This window comes from Streptomyces sp. NPDC048185 (assembly GCF_043202495.1).
Lineage (GTDB): Bacteria > Actinomycetota > Actinomycetes > Streptomycetales > Streptomycetaceae > Streptomyces.
Genome location: NZ_JBIDAN010000002.1, coordinates 662,212 through 681,916 on the forward strand (window position 1 = coordinate 662,212; position 19,705 = coordinate 681,916).

General features: G+C 72.3%; 19 protein-coding genes. 9 read left to right on the forward strand and 10 right to left on the reverse strand.

The window, feature by feature from the left end; all coding sequences use genetic code 11:
• Positions 1 to 131: 131 nt before the first annotated feature.
• Entirely contained in the window at positions 132 to 1,625 is a 1,494-nt protein-coding gene (locus tag ACGF3H_RS08990) for a M1 family metallopeptidase (RefSeq protein ID WP_362488387.1), read from the forward strand.
• Positions 1,626 to 1,647: 22 nt separating this feature from the next.
• Here ACGF3H_RS08990 and ACGF3H_RS08995 read toward each other — a convergent pair whose 3' ends face one another.
• Together ACGF3H_RS08995 and ACGF3H_RS09000 are read right to left on the reverse strand one after the other, a co-directional pair.
• Positions 1,648 to 2,133 (reverse strand): macro domain-containing protein, encoded by a 486-nt coding sequence (locus ACGF3H_RS08995; protein WP_362488385.1) that lies wholly within the window; start codon positions 2,131 to 2,133, stop codon positions 1,648 to 1,650.
• A gap of 41 nt (positions 2,134 to 2,174) precedes the next feature.
• Positions 2,175 to 3,641 (reverse strand): amino acid permease, encoded by a 1,467-nt coding sequence (locus ACGF3H_RS09000; protein WP_362488383.1) that lies wholly within the window; start codon positions 3,639 to 3,641, stop codon positions 2,175 to 2,177.
• A gap of 233 nt (positions 3,642 to 3,874) precedes the next feature.
• Between ACGF3H_RS09000 and ACGF3H_RS09005 the strand changes: the two genes are divergently transcribed.
• Positions 3,875 to 4,597: a MerR family transcriptional regulator gene (locus ACGF3H_RS09005; RefSeq protein ID WP_362488381.1), complete on the forward strand. Its 723-nt coding sequence runs from the start codon at positions 3,875 to 3,877 to the stop codon at positions 4,595 to 4,597.
• A gap of 37 nt (positions 4,598 to 4,634) precedes the next feature.
• Here ACGF3H_RS09005 and ACGF3H_RS09010 read toward each other — a convergent pair whose 3' ends face one another.
• Genes ACGF3H_RS09010 through ACGF3H_RS09020 form a run of 3 tightly spaced genes read right to left on the reverse strand, consistent with a single transcriptional unit; the run spans position 4,635 to position 9,239 of the window.
• Entirely contained in the window at positions 4,635 to 6,815 is a 2,181-nt protein-coding gene (locus ACGF3H_RS09010; RefSeq protein WP_362488379.1) for a 3-hydroxyacyl-CoA dehydrogenase NAD-binding domain-containing protein, read from the reverse strand.
• A 43-nt stretch (positions 6,816 to 6,858) separates the two neighbouring features.
• Positions 6,859 to 8,073 carry an acetyl-CoA C-acetyltransferase gene (locus tag ACGF3H_RS09015; RefSeq protein ID WP_362488377.1) on the reverse strand — a complete coding sequence of 405 codons (1,215 nt, stop codon included), beginning with the start codon at positions 8,071 to 8,073 and terminating at the stop codon, positions 6,859 to 6,861.
• Between the two features lie 11 nt (positions 8,074 to 8,084).
• Entirely contained in the window at positions 8,085 to 9,239 is a 1,155-nt protein-coding gene (locus ACGF3H_RS09020) for a CaiB/BaiF CoA-transferase family protein (RefSeq protein ID WP_362488375.1), read from the reverse strand.
• Between the two features lie 239 nt (positions 9,240 to 9,478).
• Between ACGF3H_RS09020 and ACGF3H_RS09025 the strand changes: the two genes are divergently transcribed.
• Positions 9,479 to 10,657: a saccharopine dehydrogenase NADP-binding domain-containing protein gene (locus tag ACGF3H_RS09025; protein ID WP_362488374.1), complete on the forward strand. Its 1,179-nt coding sequence runs from the start codon at positions 9,479 to 9,481 to the stop codon at positions 10,655 to 10,657.
• 409 nt (positions 10,658 to 11,066) lie between these two features.
• Here the strand turns inward: ACGF3H_RS09025 and mmpA are convergent, their stop codons facing one another.
• Positions 11,067 to 11,213: a morphogenic membrane protein MmpA gene (gene mmpA / locus ACGF3H_RS09030; protein WP_362488373.1), complete on the reverse strand. Its 147-nt coding sequence runs from the start codon at positions 11,211 to 11,213 to the stop codon at positions 11,067 to 11,069.
• A gap of 97 nt (positions 11,214 to 11,310) precedes the next feature.
• Entirely contained in the window at positions 11,311 to 12,012 is a 702-nt protein-coding gene (locus tag ACGF3H_RS09035) for an endonuclease V (protein ID WP_362488371.1), read from the reverse strand.
• A gap of 43 nt (positions 12,013 to 12,055) precedes the next feature.
• On the opposite strand from ACGF3H_RS09035, the gene ACGF3H_RS09040 reads away from it, so the two are divergent.
• Positions 12,056 to 12,352 carry a YciI family protein gene (locus ACGF3H_RS09040; RefSeq protein ID WP_362488369.1) on the forward strand — a complete coding sequence of 99 codons (297 nt, stop codon included), beginning with the start codon at positions 12,056 to 12,058 and terminating at the stop codon, positions 12,350 to 12,352.
• 127 nt (positions 12,353 to 12,479) lie between these two features.
• Here ACGF3H_RS09040 and ACGF3H_RS09045 read toward each other — a convergent pair whose 3' ends face one another.
• On the reverse strand, positions 12,480 to 12,809 hold the full coding sequence (locus tag ACGF3H_RS09045) for a plasmid stabilization protein (protein WP_362488367.1): 330 nt from the start codon (positions 12,807 to 12,809) through the stop codon (positions 12,480 to 12,482).
• A gap of 291 nt (positions 12,810 to 13,100) precedes the next feature.
• Here ACGF3H_RS09045 and ACGF3H_RS09050 point away from each other — a divergent pair, with 291 nt between their 5' ends.
• Positions 13,101 to 13,517 carry an SsgA family sporulation/cell division regulator gene (locus tag ACGF3H_RS09050; RefSeq protein ID WP_362488365.1) on the forward strand — a complete coding sequence of 139 codons (417 nt, stop codon included), beginning with the start codon at positions 13,101 to 13,103 and terminating at the stop codon, positions 13,515 to 13,517.
• A 153-nt stretch (positions 13,518 to 13,670) separates the two neighbouring features.
• On the opposite strand, the gene ACGF3H_RS09055 is transcribed toward ACGF3H_RS09050, so the two are convergent.
• Positions 13,671 to 14,342 (reverse strand): GPP34 family phosphoprotein, encoded by a 672-nt coding sequence (locus ACGF3H_RS09055; RefSeq protein ID WP_362488363.1) that lies wholly within the window; start codon positions 14,340 to 14,342, stop codon positions 13,671 to 13,673.
• Positions 14,343 to 14,666: 324 nt separating this feature from the next.
• Here ACGF3H_RS09055 and ACGF3H_RS09060 point away from each other — a divergent pair, with 324 nt between their 5' ends.
• The 3 genes from ACGF3H_RS09060 to ACGF3H_RS09070 all read left to right on the forward strand — a co-directional run bounded on the left by ACGF3H_RS09060 (position 14,667) and on the right by ACGF3H_RS09070 (position 18,390).
• Positions 14,667 to 16,304, forward strand: a complete 1,638-nt coding sequence (locus ACGF3H_RS09060) for an ABC-F family ATP-binding cassette domain-containing protein (RefSeq protein ID WP_362488361.1) — start codon at positions 14,667 to 14,669, stop codon at positions 16,302 to 16,304.
• Between the two features lie 451 nt (positions 16,305 to 16,755).
• The gene (locus ACGF3H_RS09065) at positions 16,756 to 17,250 is read left to right on the forward strand and encodes a hypothetical protein (protein ID WP_362488359.1); all 495 of its coding nucleotides are present in this window, start codon (positions 16,756 to 16,758) and stop codon (positions 17,248 to 17,250) included.
• Positions 17,251 to 17,415: 165 nt separating this feature from the next.
• Positions 17,416 to 18,390 carry an acyl-ACP desaturase gene (locus tag ACGF3H_RS09070; protein WP_362488358.1) on the forward strand — a complete coding sequence of 325 codons (975 nt, stop codon included), beginning with the start codon at positions 17,416 to 17,418 and terminating at the stop codon, positions 18,388 to 18,390.
• A gap of 59 nt (positions 18,391 to 18,449) precedes the next feature.
• Here the strand turns inward: ACGF3H_RS09070 and ACGF3H_RS09075 are convergent, their stop codons facing one another.
• Positions 18,450 to 18,695 (reverse strand): WhiB family transcriptional regulator, encoded by a 246-nt coding sequence (locus ACGF3H_RS09075; protein WP_362488357.1) that lies wholly within the window; start codon positions 18,693 to 18,695, stop codon positions 18,450 to 18,452.
• Between the two features lie 202 nt (positions 18,696 to 18,897).
• On the opposite strand from ACGF3H_RS09075, the gene ACGF3H_RS09080 reads away from it, so the two are divergent.
• Positions 18,898 to 19,686 carry a VOC family protein gene (locus ACGF3H_RS09080; protein WP_362488446.1) on the forward strand — a complete coding sequence of 263 codons (789 nt, stop codon included), beginning with the start codon at positions 18,898 to 18,900 and terminating at the stop codon, positions 19,684 to 19,686.
• Positions 19,687 to 19,705 lie beyond the last annotated feature (19 nt).

Below are 19,705 nucleotides of genomic sequence, written 5' to 3' on the forward strand. Positions count from 1 at the left end.
GACGGCCGCGGCAGGTGTCCCGTGACGGCCGGATGACGATCGTGTGAGGTGAGTGGCCGTGGACATGACTGGGCCCCCGGAGGCTGAATAGGCTCCGAACAGACCTCGTGAACCTACGACTTGGAGCTTTCGTGCACCGCAGACTCATCGTGCCGGGCGCACTGGGCGCCGCCTCCCTCATGCTGGCGATCCCGGCGTCGGCGGCGGCCCACTCCCCCGGCGCTCCGGGCATCGGCGACCCCTACTACCCGGCCTACGGCAACGGCGGCTACGACGTCTCCCACTACGACCTGCGCCTGAAGTACCAGCCGGCGACCGACCGGCTGGAGGGGACGGCGACGATCCTGGCCCGCACCACGCAGGATCTGTCGCGCTTCGACCTGGACTTCCTGCTGGACGTCGGCGAGGTGCGGGTGAACGGCGCCAAGGCGTCGTTCACCACGTCGGGCGAGCACGAGCTGGAGATCACCCCGAAGAGCCCGCTGCGCAAGGGCACGCCCGTCACCGTGGTGGTGCGCTACAGCGGGGTGCCGTCCTCGAAGCAGGCGTACGGCTTCACCAGCTGGCACCGCACCCCCGACGGCGGCGTCGGCGCGAACGAGCCCGAGGCCGCCTGGTGGTGGTTCCCCAGCAACGACCACCCGCTCGACAAGGCCACCTACGACGTGTCCGTGCAGGTGCCGGACGGCACCCAGGCCATCTCCAACGGCACGCTGCAGTCCAGCAGCTCGCGGCTCGGCTGGACCCGGTTCAACTGGCGGTCCGACAAGCCGCAGGCGACGTATCTGGCCACGCTCGCGGTCGGGAAGTTCGACATCACGACCGGCACGACCGAGGGCGGGATCCCGGTCGTCAACGCCTACAGCAGGGACCTCGGGGCCAACGACGGCGCGGCGCGGGCCAGCGTGGAGCGGACCGGGGAGATCGCCGACTGGCTGAGCGGCTACTTCGGGCCGTACCCCTACGACGCGCTCGGCGGGTACGTGCCGAACACGAACACCGGGTACGCGCTGGAGACGCAGACCCGGCCGTTCTACAGCCCGCGGCAGTTCGCGAACGGGTCGAACGTGTCCGTCGTCGTCCATGAGCTGGCCCACCAGTGGTACGGCGACCTGGTGTCGGTGCACGGCTGGAAGGACATCTGGATCAACGAGGGCTTCGCGCGGTACGCCCAGTGGCTCTGGTCCGAGCACGAGGGCGAGGGCACGGCGCAGGAGCTCGCCGACTACACCTACGCGTCGCATTCGGCCGACGACCCGTTCTGGACGGTGCGGCCCGGTGACCCCGGGCCGGAGAACCAGTTCGACATCGCGGTCTACGACCGGGGCGCGCTGGCCGTGCAGGCGCTGCGCAACGAGATCGGCGACGAGGCCTTCTTCGAGGTCCTGAAGGGCTGGCCGCAGCGGTACGCCTACGGCAACGCGTCGGTCGCCGACTTCCGGCGGTACGCCGAGGAGGTGTCCGGCAGGCCGCTGGCGGCGCTGTTCGACACCTGGCTGTTCCAGCCGTCGAAGCCGGACGCGCCGGCGGCCCGCGCGGCGTCCCTCGCGAAGGCGCCGGTCACAGCCGCACAGCCGCGGTCGTGGAAGAAGATCGCCGCGACGAACGACGTGCACGAGCACTGACGTTCCCGGGGGCGGCGCCGCGTCAGGCGCCGTCCCCGTGGTCGTACACGGTCACGGACAGGCCCTGCCGCGTGAGCCGCTCCGTGACGAGCGGCTCGATGCGGGACCACTTCCCGCCGGCCAGCCCGCAGCCGATGCGGGGCATGTGCACGGACGCGTCGAGCTCGGCCGCCCGGCCGGCGAGGCGCGCGAGGGCGGCGTCGATCGCCTCGTAGCGCACCGGTGCACCCTTGCTGCCGGTCCTGATGCCGTGCTGACCGATCATGTTGGCCACCCACACGTACGGCTCGACCCGGACGAGCTGGACGGCGCCCAGACCGAAGTCGTTCGACGCGCGGTCGCGGTGCCAGGCGCGGTAGGCCGCCTCCGGCTCCGGCCAGCGGCGGGACACCGCCAGGACGAAGCCCTTGCCCCAGCCGCCCAGGTCGTTGCAGACATGGGCGATCACCTTGACGCCCCTGACCGACGGGGCGGTGGCGTCACCGCGGACATACGTGATCTCCGGCATGACACCACCGTACGGGCCCCCTCCGACAGCGGCCCCGCCCGCTAGCGGCTCAGGCGGCTGAGCTCCTGGTCGGCGTTGAGCGCCACCCGGCGGCGGATGGCGAACCAGCCGACGACCAGCATCAGCGCGATCACCGGGATCAGCAGGAGGGTCCAGCGGCCGATCTCGGGGTCGTTGCCCATCATGCAGAGCACGCCCACCAGGAAGGCGATGGTGACGATCTCCGTGACCGGGCTGCCGGGGAGCCGGAAGTGCGGGCGGGCGACCAGGCCGGCGCGGGCGCGGCGGACGAAGATCAGGTGGCAGATCATGATGATCACCCAGGTGCTGATGATGCCGAGGGAGGCGACGTTCAGCACGATTTCGAACGCCTTGCTCGGCATCAGGTAGTTCAGGCCCACGCCGAGCACGCAGATGGCGCAGGTCAGCAGGATGCCGCCGTAGGGGACCTGGCTGCGGCTCATCACGCGGGTGAACTTGGGCGCGGAGCCCGCCATCGCCATGGAGCGCAGGATGCGGCCGGTGGAGTACAGGCCGGAGTTCAGGGAGGACATCGCGGCGGTGAGGACGACGAGGTTCATCACGTCGCCGGCCGCCGGGACGCCGGCCTTGGACAGGACGGTGACGAACGGGCTCTCGTCGCCGGAGTAGAGCGAGCCGGGCAGCAGCAGGGCCAGCAGGACGACCGAGCCGACGTAGAAGAGGGCGACGCGCCACATGATCGAGTTCACCGCGCGCGGGACGACCTTCTCCGGCTCGGCGGTCTCGCCGGCGGCGACGCCGACCAGTTCCAGGGCCGCGTAGGCGAAGATCACGCCCTGCATGACGAGCACCACGGGCATCACGCCGTGCGGGAGGATGCCGCCGTGGTCGGTGATCATGCTGACGCCGGGGGTGTAGCCGCCGACGTCGTGCTGGGTGGCCAGCAGGAAGATGCCGATCAGCATGAAACCGACCAGGGTGGCGACCTTGATGATCGCGAACCAGAACTCCATCTCGCCGAAGATCTTCACCGAGATGAGGTTCACGGCCAGGACCACCGCGAGGGCTGCCAGGGCGAGCACCCATTGCGGGATGCTCGTGAACAGGCTCCAGTAGTGCGTGTACAGCGCGATCGCGGTGATGTCGGCGATGCCGGTGGTCGACCAGTTCAGGAAGTACATCCAGCCCGCGACGTACGCGCCCTTCTCGCCGAGGAACTCGCGCGCGTACGACACGAAGGACCCGGAGGAGGGCCGGTAGAGCACGAGCTCGCCGAGCGCCCTGACCACGAAGAAGGCGAAGACGCCGGAGACGAGGTAGGCGATGGCGAGCGCCGGGCCCGCGTCGCGCAGCCGTCCGCCGGCGCCGAGGAAGAGGCCGGTGCCTATCGCTCCGCCGATGGCGATCATGTTGACGTGGCGGGCCTTGAGGTCCTTGCTGTAGCCGGCGTCGCCCGCGTCCGCGGGTGTCCCGGCCGCCTGGGGGTGGGCGGCGGCCTGTGCCGTGCCGACGGCGTCCTTGCTCACGGGTGGTTCCACTCTCTGGTGCGCCCGGGCGGGGTACGTCCCGGGTCGTCCGTACAGTGACTAGGCCCGCACCACCCTTTGCGGCACAGACCAGGGCAGCACCTTCCCACGACTCTGCGTTCGTATGCGGTGGCTCATGTCACACAGCGTGACTTCTCACAGGACCCGCCGGGCGCCTTCACCTGGGGCACATGAGGTGTCACAGCACTGGTGAGACAGCGATACTGCTGCACATGACGACGAGCGACACCGGGGAGCCGACCCTCACGATCGACGAGCTGGCCGCGCGGACCGGCGTCACGGTGCGCACGGTCCGTTTCTACGGCACCAAGGGTCTGCTGCCGCCGCCGGTGATCGGCCCGCGGCGGGTCGGGCACTACGGCCGGGAGCACCTGGCCCGGCTGGCGCTGATCGAGGAGCTGCAGCACCAGGGCATGACGCTGGCCGCGATCGAGCGGTACCTGAAGCGGCTGCCGCCGGACCTGACCGCCCACGACCTCGCGCTGCACCGCGCGGTGGTGGCCTCCTGGGCACCCGAGACGGTGGAGCGGGTCACGCGCGAGGAGCTGGACCGGCGGGCCGGGCGGCCGCTGACCGACGAGGAGGTGGAGCGGCTGGCGGAGATGGACATCGTCGTGCGGGACGGCGACGCGGACGACCGGGACGCCTACCGCGTCGACGCGGGGCTGCTGCGCCTCGGTGTCGAGCTGCTCGACGTGCCCCTGTCGCCCGGGACGGTGCTCGCCGCGCGCACCGCCCTGCTCGAGCACTCCCGGGCCGCCGCGCGCGACCTGTCACGGCTGCTGCGCGACGCGGTCGCCGAGCGCGACGCGCGGGACGTGCGGTCCCTGTCCGCCCACATGCACCCGATCGTGGTGCAGGCGCTGCTGACCACCTTCCAGCGGTCGCTGCGGGACGAGCTGCGGGAGTGGCTCGACACCGACGGCGAGCGCTGAGGGGCCCCAGCCGCTCGCCGTCGGTGGCGGGACGCCGTCAGCGGCCGTCGGTGAAGACCTCCCCCTGCTCCGCCTTCCGCACGAGCAGCGCGGGCGGCGTGAACCGGTCGCCGTAGCGCTCGGCGAGCTCACGCGCGCGGGCCACGAAGCCGGGCAGGCCGCCCTCGTAGCCGTTGATGTACTGGAGGATGCCGCCGGTCCAGCCGGGGAAGCCGATGCCGAAGATGGAGCCGATGTTGGCGTCGGCCACCGAGGTGAGCACGCCCTCCTCCAGGAGGCGGACGGTGTCCAGTGCCTCGGAGAACAGCATGCGCTCCTGCATGTCGCGGAACGGGATCTCGTGTCCGGGCTTCGTGAAGTGCTCGCGCAGCCCCGGCCACAGTCCGGCGCGCTTCCCGTCCTCGCCGTACTCGTAGAAGCCGGCGCCGCCGCTGCGGCCGGGGCGCTGGAACTCGTCGACCATCCGGTCGATGACGGCCTCGGCGGGGTGCGCGGTCCAGGTGCCGCCGGACTCCTCCACGGCCCGCCTGGTCTCGTTGCGGATCTTCCGCGGGAGGGTGAGGGTCAGCTCGTCCATCAGGGAGAGCACCTTGGCCGGGTAGCCGGCCTGGGCGGCGGCCTGCTCGACGGACGCGGGCTCGACGCCCTCGCCGACCATGGCCACGCCCTCGTTGATGAAGTGGCCGATCACGCGGGAGGTGAAGAAGCCGCGCGAGTCGTTGACGACGATCGGCGTCTTCTTGATCTGCCGGACCAGGTCGAAGGCGCGGGCCAGGGCCTCGTCCCCGGTGCGCTCCCCCTTGATGATCTCCACCAGCGGCATCTTGTCGACGGGCGAGAAGAAGTGCAGCCCGATGAAGTCGCCCTGCCGCTCGACACCCTCGGCCAGCGCCGTGATGGGCAGGGTGGAGGTGTTGGAGCACAGCAGCGCGTCGGGGGCGACGACGTTCTCGATCTCCTGGAACACCTTGTGCTTGAGCGAGGTGTCCTCGAAGACCGCCTCGATGACCGCGTCGCAGCCCGCGAGGTCGGCGGCCTCGGCGGTCGGGGTGATCCGGGCGAGCAGCGCGTCGGCCTTCTCCTGGGTCGTCCGGCCCTTGGCGACGGCCTTGGCGCACAGCTTCTCGGAGTACTCCTTGCCCTTGAGCGCCGCCTCCAGCGAGACGTCCTTGAGGACCACGTCGATCCCCGCGCGGGCGCACGAGTAGGCGATGCCGGCGCCCATCATGCCGGCGCCCAGGACGGCGACCCTGGTGACCTTGCGCGGCTCGATGCCCTTCGGGCGGTTGGCGCCGGAGTTGACGGCCTGGAGGTCGAAGAAGAACGCCTGGATCATGTTCTTCGCGGTCTGGCCGGCGGCCAGCTCGACGAAGTAGCGGGCCTCGATGACCTGCGCGGTCTCGAAGTCGACCTGGGAGCCCTCGACGGCGGCGGCCATGATGTTGCGCGGCGCCGGGTAGGGGGCACCGTTCGTCTGCTTGCGCAGGTTGGCCGGGAAGGCGGGCAGGTTGGCGGCGAACTTCGGGTGGGCGGGCGTGCCGCCGGGGATGCGGTAGCCGGGCCGGTCCCAGGGCTGGGCGGACTCCGGGTGGGCGTCGATGAAGGCGCGGGCCTTGGCGAGCATGTCCTCGCGGCTGTCGGCGACCTCGTCGACCAGGCCGTTCTCCTGGGCCCGGCGCGGGGCGTACTGGGTGCCCTGCAGGAGGACCTTCAGCAGCGCGTCGGTGATGCCGAGCATCCGGACGGTGCGCACGACGCCGCCGCCTCCGGGGAGCAGACCGAGGGTGACCTCGGGGCAGCCGATCTTGGAGCCGGGCGCGTCGAGGGCGACGCGGTGGTGGCAGGCGAGGGCGATCTCGTAACCGCCGCCGAGGGCCGCGCCGTTCAGCGCGGCGACGACGGGCTTGCCGAGGGTCTCGATGCGCCGCAGGTCGCGCTTGATCGCCATGCCGCCGTCGAAGAGGTCCTGGGCGGTCTCGGGGGTGACGCGGATCAGGTCGCGCAGGTCGCCGCCGGCGAAGAAGGTCTTCTTCGCGGAGGTGACGATGACGCCGCGGATCGCGTCCTTCTCGGCCTCGAGGCGGTCGGTGACGGCCGCGAGGGACGCGCGGAACGCCTGGTTCATGGTGTTGGCGGACTGGTCGGGGTCGTCGATGACGAGGGTGACGACTCCGGTGTCGTCCTGCTCCCAGCGGATGGTGGTGGACTCGGTGGTCATGAGGGTGTGCTCCAGGTGATCCGTCGTATCCGTCGGGAGGGGGTCAGATGCGCTCGACGATGGTGGCGATGCCCATGCCGCCGCCCACGCACAGGGTGGCGAGCCCGTACCGCTTGTCCTGGCGCTCCAGTTCGTCCACGAGCGTGCCGAGGATCATCGCGCCGGTGGCGCCGAGCGGGTGACCGAGGGCGATGGCGCCGCCGTTGACGTTGACCTTGTCCAGGGACAGCCCCATGTCCTTGACGAAGCGCAGGACGACCGCCGCGAACGCCTCGTTGATCTCGACGAGGTCGATGTCGTCGATGGTCAGACCGGCCTTGGCGAGGGCCTTGCGGGTGGCGGGGGCGGGCCCGGTGAGCATGATGGTGGGCTCGGAACCGGACACGGCGGCGGAGACGATCCGGGCGCGCGGGGTGAGCCCGTGACGCTCGCCGGCCTCCTTGGAGCCGATGGCGACGAGGGACGCGCCGTCGACGATGCCGGAGGAGTTGCCGGCGTGGTGGACGTGGTCGATCTTCTCCACCCAGTGGTACTTCTGCAGGGCCACGGCGTCGAAGCCGCCGAGTTCGCCGATGTCGGCGAAGGAGGCCTTGAGCTTCGCGAGGGAGTCGGCCGTGGTGCCGGGGCGCAGGTGCTCGTCGTGGTCGAGGACGGTGAGGCCGGCGCGGTCCTTGACCGGCACGACGGACCGGTCGAAGCGGCCCTCCTTCCACGCCGTGGCCGCCCGCTCCTGGGAGAGGGCGGCGTACTCGTCGACGTCGCGGCGGGAGAAGCCCTCGATGGTGGCGATCAGGTCGGCGCCGATGCCCTGCGGCACGAAGTTGGTGGCGAGGTTGGTCATCGGGTCGTTGAACCAGGCGCCTCCGTCCGAGGCCATCGGCACCCGGGACATGGACTCGACGCCGCCCGCGAGGACCAGGTCCTCCCAGCCGGAGCGGACCTTCATGGCCGCCATGTTGACGGCCTCCAGGCCCGAGGCACAGAAGCGGTTCTCCTGGACGCCGGCCACCGTGTCGGGGAGTCCGGCGGCGATGGCGGCGATGCGGGCGATGTCGGAGCCCTGGTCGCCGACCGGTCCGACGACACCGAGGACGATGTCGTCGATCGCGGCCGGGTCGAGGCCCGGGAACCGGGCACGGATCTCGTGGATGAGGCCGACGACCAGGTCGACGGGCTTCGTGCCGTGCAGGGCGCCGCTCGCCTTGCCGCGTCCGCGCGGGGTGCGGATCGCGTCGTACACGTACGCTTCGGTGGTCACTGGCAGGCCTTTCACTGAGGGTTCTTCGCAGGGCTGTTCGGCTGAGGGGCGCGGGGCAGTCCCCAGTCGCGGGCGACGTCCTCCGCGTCGGCGCCGGGCGGGGCGGGGCCGGTGCGGACGGCGGTGGGGGTCGCGGAGAAGCGGGGCGCGGGGGCGGGCTGGGTGATGCCGCCGTGGTCGGTGAAGGTGCCCCGGGCCGCGAGGTGCGGGTGGTGCGGGGCCTCGCGCAGCGACAGGACGGGGGCCACGCAGGCGTCGGAGTCCGCGAAGAGGGCCGTCCACTCGTCCCGGGTACGGGCCTTGAAGCGGGCGGCGATCGCCTCGCGCAGCTCGCCCCACCGGGCCGTGTCCTCCCGGGCCGGCACCTCCCCCGGGATGCCGAGCCGCCGCGTGAACTCGGCGTAGAACCGCGGTTCCAGGGCGCCGACCGCCATGTACCCGCCGTCGGCCGTCTCGTAGGTGCCGTAGAACGGGGCGCCGCCGTCGAAGAGGTTGCTGCCGCGCCGGTCCTGCCAGGCGCCGGCGGCGAGCATGCCGTGGATCATCGCCGAGAGGTGGGCGGCGCCGTCCACGATGGCGGCGTCGACGACCTGGCCGGTGCCCGTCGCGCGGGCGTGGTGCAGGGCGGCGAGGATGCCGACGACCAGGTAGAGCGAGCCGCCCGCGTAGTCGCCGAGCAGGTTGGCGGGGACGGCCGGCGGTCCGTCGGGGGCGCCGATCATGCCGAGGGTGCCGGTGAGGGCGATGTAGCCGATGTCGTGACCGGCGCGCTGGGCGAGGGGGCCGTCCTGGCCCCAGCCGGTCATGCGGCCGTAGACGAGGCGCGGGTTGCGGGCGTGGCAGGACGCGGGGCCGACCCCGAGGCGCTCGGCGACTCCGGGCCGGTAGCCCTCGATCAGGACGTCGGCGCGTTCGGCGAGGTCGAGGACGCGGGCCGGGCCGTCGGACGCCTTGAGGTCGACGATCACCGAGCGCTTGTTGCGGTTGGTGACGTCGAGGGCGGGGTCGATCGAGAGGCCGGGGCCGCCGGGCCGGTCGACGCGGACGACGTCGGCGCCGAGGTCGGCGAGGAGCATGCCGGCGAAGGGCCCGGGGCCGATCGCGGCCAGCTCGACCACGCGCACGCCGCTGAGCGGGCCGTCGTCCGGCGTCTTCGCCTCTGTCATCGAGCCCCCAGCTGCGTGACACTACTGATGTAACACCAGCGATGCTAAGAACGTGTTCCACTCGGCACAAGACCTGGCGAGCAAGCGCTTAGCCAATTATGGGGCAGGCTCGTCGTCGGGCTCGGCACTCCTCACGCTAGCCTCAGCCACCGGCGACGGCGCGTGCTGTGGGCCTTGGGGATGCCGACGAGGCCGCCGGAGAGTGGCCACGGGACGCCGAACGGCGGCGAAGGAGTGTCATGAGCAGGCTAAACAGGACGGATCGCCCGTACGACATCGTGCTCTTCGGGGCGACGGGTTTCGTCGGTGAGCTGACCGCGCAGTACCTGGCCGCGCACGCGCCCGAGGGGCTGGGCTGGGCGGTGGCCGGCCGCGACGAGGAGAAGCTGCGGCGGCTCGCCGGACGGCTGCCCGGCGGTGGCGAGGTCGGCATGCTGCGGGCGGACGTGTCCGACCCGGCCTCCCTGCGGACGCTCGCCGAACAGGCGCGCGTGGTCGCCTCCACGGTGGGCCCGTACGTCCAATACGGCGAGGGACTCGTCGCCGCCTGCGCGGAGACCGGCACGGACTATCTGGACCTGACGGGCGAGCCCGAGTTCGTCGACCTCATGTACGTGCGGCACGACGCACGCGCCCGGGAGACCGGCGCGCGGCTGGTGCACGCGTGCGGCTTCGACTCGGTACCGCACGACCTGGGCGTGTACTTCACGGTGCGGCAGCTGCCGGAGGGGGTGCCGTTGACCGTGGACGGTTTCGTGACCGCCGGCGCCACCTTCTCCGGCGGCACGTTCGCCTCAGCGCTGGGCCAGTTCGCGCGCGGCCGGCAGATGCAGGCCGCGGCGCGGGAACGGCGCCGGCACGAGCCGCGGCTGGTGGGCCGCCGGGCGGTGACGCCGACGGGCGCGCCCCGGTACGCCGGGGAGGTGGGGGCGTGGGCGCTGCCGCTGCCGACCGTGGACCCGCAGATCGTGCGGCGTTCCGCCAAGGCTCTCGACCGGTACGGGCCCGACTTCCGCTACCGGCACTACGCGGCCGTCCGGCATCTGCCCGTCGCGGTGGGCGGGGTGGCGGCACTCGGCGCGCTGGTGGCCGCGGCGCAGGTTCCGCCGGTGCGGCGCCGCCTGTCCGGCCTGCTCAAGCCGGGTGACGGGCCGAGCCCGCAGAAGCGGGCCAAGAGCTGGTTCCGGGTCCGCTTCGTGGGCGAGGGCGGTGGCCGCCGGGTGTTCACCGAGGTCGCGGGCGGTGATCCCGGGTACGACGAGACGGCGAAGATGTTCGCCGAGGCGGCGCTGTCCCTCGCCGTGGACGACCTGCCGCAGACCGCCGGTCAGGTCACGACGGCGGCGGCGATGGGCGACGCGCTCACCGAGCGCCTGCGGGCGGCGGGCATCACCTTCCGGGTGGCCGCCACACACTGACACCGGGCGTCGGTCCGGGTCGGGGTCCGGCGTGCAGGGCCGGACGGGTCGGCCGCCGGACCAGCGTGCAGGGCCGGCCGCCGACCGTCTCGAACCCGCCGGGTCCGGGACGCCGTTCGGGTCATCAGGGCCGGGTCACCGCGTCCAGGAGAGGCAGGTCCGGACCTCAGCCGACCCGGACCAGCCGGTTCACGCGCGCCCGTCCGGCCACCAGGGCCGACTCACCGCATCCGGGAGGCAGATCCGGACCCCAGCCGACCCGGGCCAGCCGGTCCGCGGACGCCCGTCCGGCCACCAGGGCCGGGTCGCCGCACCCCCGGTGGCGGGACCGAGTGTCGGGTTCGGTTCGGCGGGCGCGGACGGCAGCTCCGGTCGCCCGCATGCGCCGCCGGGGCCGGCCCTGGATGGACTAGCCCGTCCATCCGGCGATCGTGTAGATCATCCCGCCGATCCAGGCCGCCCCGGCGGTCACGGCGAGGGCCAGGCCGGCGGCCACGGCCCGGTCGGTGGGCCGGCTCGGGTGGGCGGAGGGCTCGGGTGCGCGGTGCGTCGTCATGTGCTCAGCCTGGCGCCCACCACTGACATCGCACATCCGTACGGGTACTCAGGCCGGTCCGGTGACACGGCCGACGGGGTCGCCGGAGCGTCGTCCGTCATGCCGAGCGGATGGCGTCCCGCAGGGCCGCGCGGCACAGGGCGTCCGCCCTGCGGGTCGTCTCCGGCAGGCGGTAGGCGGGGGCCAGCGCCAGAGTGTGCGCGCAGGCGTTGTCGAGGCTCACGCGATGGCCCACGGAGACAAAGACCGGCTTGACCGCGTCCCGGGTCCGCAGCGCGCGCCCGACCTCCTCGGCACCGGCGAGCAGCGGGGACGCGCTGCCGCGCGGCGCGGCCGGGTCGTCGTGGGTGAAGGTGAACGGGTTCTTGGCGACGCCGATCGTGGGCAGCCCGGTCAGCACCCCGAGGTGGCTGGCGAGGCCGAAGCGGCGCGGATGGGCCAGCCCATAACCGTCGCAGACGACCAGGCCGGGCGGGCAGGGCAGCGCGCGGAGGGCGGCGAGGACGGTGGGGATCTCGCGGAAGGCCAGCAGACCGGGCACGTAGGGGAAGGAGATCCGCCCGACGGCGGTGGCCTCGGCGACCACGGCGAGGGTCGTCGCGTCGAGGACGACGGCGGCCGCCGCGACGACGTCCCGTTCGTCGTCGTAGGCGACGTCCACGCCGGTAGCGTGCCCCGTTCCGGGAGGCGGCCCCGGCTCGTCGAGCACCACCCGGGCCCGCAGCTCGTCCTGGACGGCGCGGGCCTCCTCCTCGGTTGCGGGCCAGTCGGCGGGAGTGTGCGCGGTCACGGTCGTCATGGTGGCCGCAACCCTACGGGACCCCCGGAGTAGGCTCGCGATCATGTTCGTACTGGAGCTGTCCTACACCGCCCCGCTCGAAGCCGTCGACGCCGTGCTGCCGGAGCACGTGAAGTGGCTCGAGGCCCTCTACGACCAGGGCGTGTTCCTGGCGTCCGGGCGCCAGGAGCCCCGCAACGGCGGAGTGATCATCGCCGTGGCGGAGGACCGGGCGCGGATCGAGGACATCACCGCCGGCGATCCCTTCGTCGAGGCGGGCGTGTGCGCCTACCGCATCACCGAGTTCATCGCCACGAAGACGGCACCGGCGCTGGAGCGGTACCGGGAGACGCTCGGATAGGCCGTGACCGCGAAGTCCCTCCGTCCGCCCGGAGAACGCGCTTCGCGGCGTCCGGTGCGTGCCCGCGGCGTGCCGGTCCTCGTGAGGCGGGAGGCACGCCGCGGACGCGGCCCGGGGACGGCGCGGCTCACTTGCCGAGCGCGCGCTGGAGCTGGCCCTTGTTCATGCTCGAACGGCCGCTGATGTCCCGGCGCTTGGCCTCCTGGTACAGCTGGTCGTAGGTGGGGCCCTGGGAGCCCTGCCGCGACCCGGAGCGCTGTCCGCCGCGCTTGCTCGGCGACTTGTCCTGGGTGGACGTACGGCTGGCGGTCTTCGACTCGCCGGACTGAGCACGCTCCTTGTTCACCGTCCGGGCCGCGATCTCCTTGGCCCGTCCCGTGCTCTCGCCACGGTCCTCGGCGCTCTCCTTGATGTGTTCGTACTGCCGCTCGCGCTTGGGGCTCGAACCGCGTGGCATGTTCGCTCACTTCCTCTCGCGTTCAGCGAACGGATACCCACGTTACGGACAAACACCCGGGGTCGCCCTTCGGACACCTTCCGGCGGGCGAGGAGCGGGCGGGCGGGTGGCGCGTCGGCCGCAAGTGCCTTGTGGGGCACGCGAGGAGAGTCATGTCACTCGTGTGCATGAAGGCGGTGACAGAGGTCACTCGCACATCGTGTGCACGGATTGGCTGATTCCGTCGTCTCTTCCAGTGCCCGGCCCGTACCACCCCGGAAGCCCGCCCAGCCGTCACGAGGGAGCAAGGCGTTGTCCACCGTCATCGAGCAGCCCGTCGAGGCGCGTCTCGTCGCTGCCGCGCCGCGTATGCCGAGCATTCCCGCCACGCTGCACTACGACCGCGGCGACCCGTTCGCCGTCCGCATCACCTTCCCGGCCCCGGCCACCCTGGAGGGCGTGGAGGTCTGCTGGACCTTCTCCCGCGAGCTGCTCATCACCGGGATGCGGGAACCCGACGGCCACGGTGACGTCCGGGTGCGGCCGTACGGGTACGACCGCACCGTCCTGGAGTTCCACGCCCCCGAGGGCACCGCCGTGGTCCACATCCGTTCCGGCGAACTGCGCCGGTTCCTCCAGGCCACCAGCGAGCTCGTGCCGGTGGGCCTGGAGCATCTGCAGCTGGACCTGGACCACGACCTGGCGGAGCTGATGCGGGGCACCTGCTGAGCGGGCCGGACGCCCCGCCGGCGCAGCGGCGGACCGGCGCGAGCGGCCGGTCGGTCCGCCGGCACGCGACCCGCGGCTGAGCGGGTCCGGCACGGGCGTGGGGCGCGGCCCGCCTCGCCGGACCGCCCGTCAGCCGCGTCGCCGGAACGCCCGTCAGCCGCCCGCCGGGGCCACGGCGTGCGCCGCTTCCGCGCTCACCGCCGCCCGCACCTCACGCAGGACCTTTCCCAGGCCGGGTGCCGCCGCCGCGCCGCGGGCGGTCAGCTCCTCGATCCGGCCCTCGCGGCGCGCCCTGTCCCCCGTGGGCCCGAGACCGCGCAGCTCGGCCGAGGCCGCGAGGGCGACGACGATCGCGTCCCGCTCGGGGACCTCCCCGGCCGGCGACATACCGTCCAGGACGGCCCGCGCCTCCTCGCGCAGCGCCTGCGCGGCGGCGGGCCGGGCCAGGACGTGGTCCACGGACGGGAACACGCCGAGCACCCGCTTCTTCTCGGCCCTCAGGTACCCGTCGGCCACCAGCTGTTCCCGGACGGCGTCGAAGGTGAAGCGCGCGTACGACCGCACCCAGGCCCGCCAGCGGCGCGGTACGGACTCGCGGACCAGGTCCAGCAGCCCGTCGAGGACGGCGTCGCCGGTACGGGAGTCGAGGTCGACGGGCGTGGCGATGCCGTCGTCGTCGGCGAGCAGTCCGCGCCGGGCGAGTTCGGTGAGGGCGCCGGCGCGCACCAGGTGGTGCAGCCGCGCGGTGTCGGCGCCTCCGGGCCGTGCGGGGTCCCAGGCCAGCAGGCAGAGCCGGGCCGGCAGGGAGAGTGAGCCGTTGGGCACGGGGCCTCCTCGGGGCCGTGAGACCGGTTCCGCGATAAGGCGTTGACACCCCGGACCGGGCTCTTCTACGGTCTACAACGCCTCTGTTGCCGCCGATCGGAGAAGGACGTTGCTCATCTGAGGTCCTGAGACACCGCGTCACCCCCTTGCGTGGGTGTACGTCGCGTGCGACCTCGGCGTTCGAGCCGTCCCTTGCGGAACAGGGCTTTTTCATGCCCCGCCGTCCCGCGGACTCCTCCTTCCCTCGCCCGACGGCGGTCGCCGCTCCCGGTGTCTCGATACGCGTCTGCCCCTGACCGCATCAAGCAACCGCGGAGACCTCGTATGTCTGCATCCATCACCTGTACGGCCCTGTCCTTCGCCTGGGCCGACGGCACCTCGGTCTTCGAGGGCCTCGACGCCTCGTTCGGCCCCGGCCGGACCGGGCTCGTCGGGGTCAACGGGTCCGGGAAATCAACCCTGTTGAAGCTGATCGCCGGGCAGCTCGTCCCCGCCGACGGCGCCGTCCGCGTGGCCGGCGAGGTGGGTCACCTCCCGCAGAACGTCACGCTCGACACCGGCCTGCGGGTCGACGAGGTGCTCGGCATCGCCGCGCAGCGGGCCGCGCTGCACGCCATCGAGGCCGGTGACGTGGCCGAGGAGCACTTCGAGACCGTCGGCGACGACTGGGACGTCGAGGAGCGTGCCCTCGCCACGCTGGGCGAGCTCGGCCTCGGCCATGTGGCGCTGGACCAAACCATCGGCGAGGTGTCCGGCGGCGAGTCCGTCCTCCTCCGGCTGGCCGCCCTGCTGCTGCGCCGGCCCGACGTCCTGCTCCTGGACGAGCCGACCAACAATCTCGACCTGTACGCCCGCAGGCGCCTGTACGCGGCCGTCGCCTCCTGGCCGGGGGTGATGATCGTGGTCAGTCACGACCGTGAGCTCCTCGAGCTCGTCGACCAGATCGCCGACCTGCGGTCCGGCGGCATCACCCGGTACGGCGGCAACTTCTCGGCGTACGAGGAGGCCCTGGCCGTCGAGCAGGAGGCGGCCGAACGCATGCTGCGCGTCGCCGAGGCCGATCTGCGCAAGCAGAAACGCGAACTGTCCGACGCCCACGTCGTCCTGGCCCGGCGCAAGCGGTACGGACAGAAGATGTACGACACCAAGCGCGAGCCCCGGGCGGTGATGAAGATGCGCAAACGCACGGCCCAGGAGTCCGCCGGCAAGTACCGCATCATGCACGAGGAGAAGCTCGCCGAGGCGAAGGAGCGGCTCGACGACGCGGTGGAGGCCGTGCGGGACGACGACGAGATCCGCGTCGACCTGCCGTACACGGCCGTCCCGGCGGGCCGGTCGGTGCTCACCCTGCGGGAGCTGGAGCTCGTGCACGGCGCTCGGGTGGCGGGCGGCCTCGATCTGCACGGTCCCGAACGGATCGCGCTGACCGGCCGCAACGGAGCGGGCAAGACCACCCTGCTGCGCACGATCGCCGGGGAACTGGAGCCGGTGTCGGGCGAGGCGACCGCGCACGTCCCGCTGCGTTTCCTGCCCCAGCGCCTCGACGTGCTCGACGAGGAGCTGACCGTCGCCGAGAACGTGGCCCGGTTCTCGCCGGGCGTGACCAACAACCGGATCCGGGCGCGGCTGGCCCGCTTCCTGTTCCGGGGCGCCCGGGCCGACCAGAAGGCGGCGACGCTGTCCGGCGGCGAACGCTTCCGGGCCGCCCTGGCCGCCCTGATGCTGGCCGAGCCGGCGCCGCAGCTGCTCATGCTGGACGAGCCGACGAACAACCTGGACATGGCGAGCGTCCGGCAGCTCACCACGGCGCTGGAGTCGTACGAGGGGGCGTTGATCGTGGCCAGTCACGACATGCCGTTCCTGGACTCGATCGGCATCACGCGCCGGCTGCTGCTGGAGGGAGGGGAGCTGAGGGACGTCACGCGGGACACCGGCGGGTACACCGGACCGCGGGCCGGCTGACCCCGTCGTCCACCGCGGGGAGGGTAACCGCACGGGCCGCGGGAGGATCCGGGGGTTCCCTTCCCGCGGCCACCCCGGCTGATGACCGACCGGTGCCCGTCCGGCGCGTGACCTGCCCGCCCCTGGCGGGTCATACCGTCACCCGAAAGTGAGCAACAGCCGTCCGACCCGCCGCGACGCCCGTGGCGGCCCTGCAGCAGCGTCGACGGCTTGGTCACCCGGCCCGTCACGGCGGCGACCTCGGCCTCGACTCCGCCGGGGGCCGCAGCTCGATCGAGCTCAAATGGTCCTCAGGAATCGCACATCTGCTAGTTGCATACATGCCGCCGCAGCTAGCGTTCAGGGCAGTTGATCGCCACGGGGGCGATCCACCAGGAAGCGGTGGCTCCATGACCAGTGCCCGCATGTCCAGGCATGTGCCGGCCGTTACCTCCCTGACCGCCACCGCCGCGTGAGAGCGCGCCACGCAGCGGCGGCGTCCACCCTTCTGCTGCTGATGGGGGTGGGCTGCACCTCCGGTGAGGGCACGGACGACGCTGCCGCGTCCTCGGTACCCGGCCCGTCGCGGTCCAGCCCTGATCGGCACAACTCCACGGTCACACCGCCGGAGCTCGATCCGGAGTCCGGTGACATCGTCGCCGGCCGACGTGGTGCGACGCGTGGCAACGCGAGCGGCTCCTACGGCGCCGGACCTCCGGGCAAGGCACTCGTCGTAGCCGTCAGCTGTACGGGCACCGGCACCATCGACGTCGCAGTGCCCGTCCTGGGCACGGACTTCCCGCTGGAGTGCGGCACGGGCGAACCCGCCGTCACCCACCATCAACTCGCCGTGGAAGCCGCCCACAGGGCCGGCACGGTGACCGTCACCGCGCCGTCCACCGCCACCTGGGCGATCACCGTGGGACGCGGCAACGCCGCCGAGCAGGAACCCCCCGCACCGGGCTGACGTGCGTGCTGCCGCGCCCCGGTGGGCTGTCGCTGATCAGCGGCCTTTACAGTGCGTTTAACCTACGGTCTCGTAACCTACGGTTTCGTAGCCTACGATCCCGTAGGTTCCCGGCACCGCTCGCCGGTTCGCTTTCCGCTCTGTCGCACGTCCCCTGGAGTACCCGTGACGATCACTTCCCCGCACCTCGGCACCTCCGCCGCTTGGACCGACGCCCGGCTGCTGTACGCCCTGGAGGAAGTGGTCGAGAAGGAACTCAACCGGCATCTGGCAGTCGCCAAGGACTGGATGCCGCACGAGTACGTGCCGTGGAGCGACGCCCGCAACTTCCCGGGGATCTTCGAGGACGGCGAGGCGTGGGACAAGGAGCAGTCCAAGGTCACCGAGATCGGCCGGATCGCCCTCGTGGTGAACCTGCTGACCGAGGACAACCTCCCCAGCTACCACCACGAGATCGCCAGCCTCTTCGGGCGCGACGGCGCCTGGGGCACCTGGGTGCACCGCTGGACCGCGGAGGAGGGCCGGCACGGCATCGTGATGCGCGACTACCTGCTCGCCTCGCGCGCCGTCGACCCCGACAAGCTCGAGCAGTTCCGCATGGCCCACATGAGCGAAGGCTTCGAGTCGGACAACCGGCACTCGATGCTGCACTCGGTGGCGTACGTCGCCTTCCAGGAGCTGGCCACCCGCATCTCGCACCGCAACACGGGCCACCAGTCCGGCGACCCGGTCTGCGACCGCATGCTGGCCCGCATCGCGACCGACGAGAACCTGCACATGGTCTTCTACCGGAACCTGCTCAAGGCCGCCTTCGAGCTCGCGCCGGACCTGACGATGCAGGCGGTGCGTGACGTGGTCGTGAACTTCCGGATGCCCGGCCACGGCATGCCCGGCTTCGAGCGGGCCGCCGCGCAGATGGCCATCGGCGAGGTCTACAACCTGCGCATCCACCACGACGACGTCATCCAGCCCGTGCTGCGCTTCCTGAAGATCATGGAGATCGACGGCCTCGGTCCCGAGGGGAAGCAGGCCCAGGAGGAGCTCGGGCTGTACATGGGCGGACTGGACGCCGAGGCCGCCAAGTTCGACGAGAAGCTGGCGGCGCGCAAGGCGCGGATGGCGGCCCGCGCGGCGGGCTGACCGCCCCGCCGGAGCGGGTACGGCACTGCGGAGCAGGCGGACCGGGGCCGGCGCCCGGCTCAGTGCGCGGTGCGGCGCAGTGCCAGCCGTTCCTTCTCCGACAGCCCGCCCCAGACGCCGAAGCGCTCGTCGTGGGTCAGCGCGTACTCCAGGCAGGCCGAGCGGATCGGACACAGGGCGCAGATCCGCTTCGCGTCCCGCACGGAGCTTCCGGGCTCGGGGAAGAAGAAGTCCGCCCCGGTCTGTGCGCACAACGCTTCCTGCTGCCAGGTCAGGTCGGGCGTCGCGATCGTGTCGATGTGCATGGGCAGGATCGTGCCCGGTGGCGAAAAACGTTCGATCAACGCGGGATCAACGCGGCACCGCCGGGCCCGCCACCGCCCGGCGGACCTGTCGATGATCCCCCTGGTGCGGGCGGGCGCGCACGGCGGCGCGCGGAAGCGATCGTCGGTGGTCGGTGGAAGACTCGGCAGTGCAGGCAACGGGACCCTTCCGAGGAGGGCGATGATGCTCACCACCCGTTTCGTCACCGGCGCCCCGAACTGGATCGACGTCGGCACGTCCGACATCGACGGCGCCGCGTTGTTCTACGGTGACCTGCTGGGCTGGCGGTTCCGGTCGGCGGGACCCGAGGCCGGGGGCTACGGCTTCTTCGAGCTGGACGGCCGGATCGTGGCCGGAGGCATGCAGACCACGCCGGAGCAGGGACCGCCGTCCTGGACGGTGTACTTCCAGACCCCTGACGCCGAGGCCACCGCCAAGGCCTCCGAGCAGGCCCACGGCGGGGTGCTCATGCGGCCCATGGACGTGATGGGCCAGGGCACGGTGGCGATCCTCGCCGACCGGGGCGGGGTGGCGTACGGCGTCTGGCAGCCGGGACGGCTGGGCGGCCTGGGCGTGGCCGGCGAGACCGGTGCGCTGTGCTGGGTCGAGCTGTACACCCCGGACGTCGCGGCCGCCGCCGCGTACTACCACGGGGTGCTGGGGCTGGAGACCTCCGCGGTGCCGTTCCCCGGCGCCGGGACGTACACGTGCGTGAACCCGGCCGGGGAGGGCGAGGAGGCCATGTTCGGCGGTGTCGTCCCGCTCGCCGACGACCCGCTGGAGACGGACGCCCACTGGCTGCCGTACTTCGCGGTCGCCGACGCGGACGCCACGGTCGCGCGGGCCGGGGAGCTGGGCGGCTCGGTCCGGATGCCCGCGACGGACATCGAGGGCGTCGGACGCCTGGCCAGGCTCGCCGACCCGTACGGCGCCCGGTTCGCCGTGCTGAGGCCGGCGCCGCGCGAGGGGTGAGCGGCGCACCCGGCCCGGC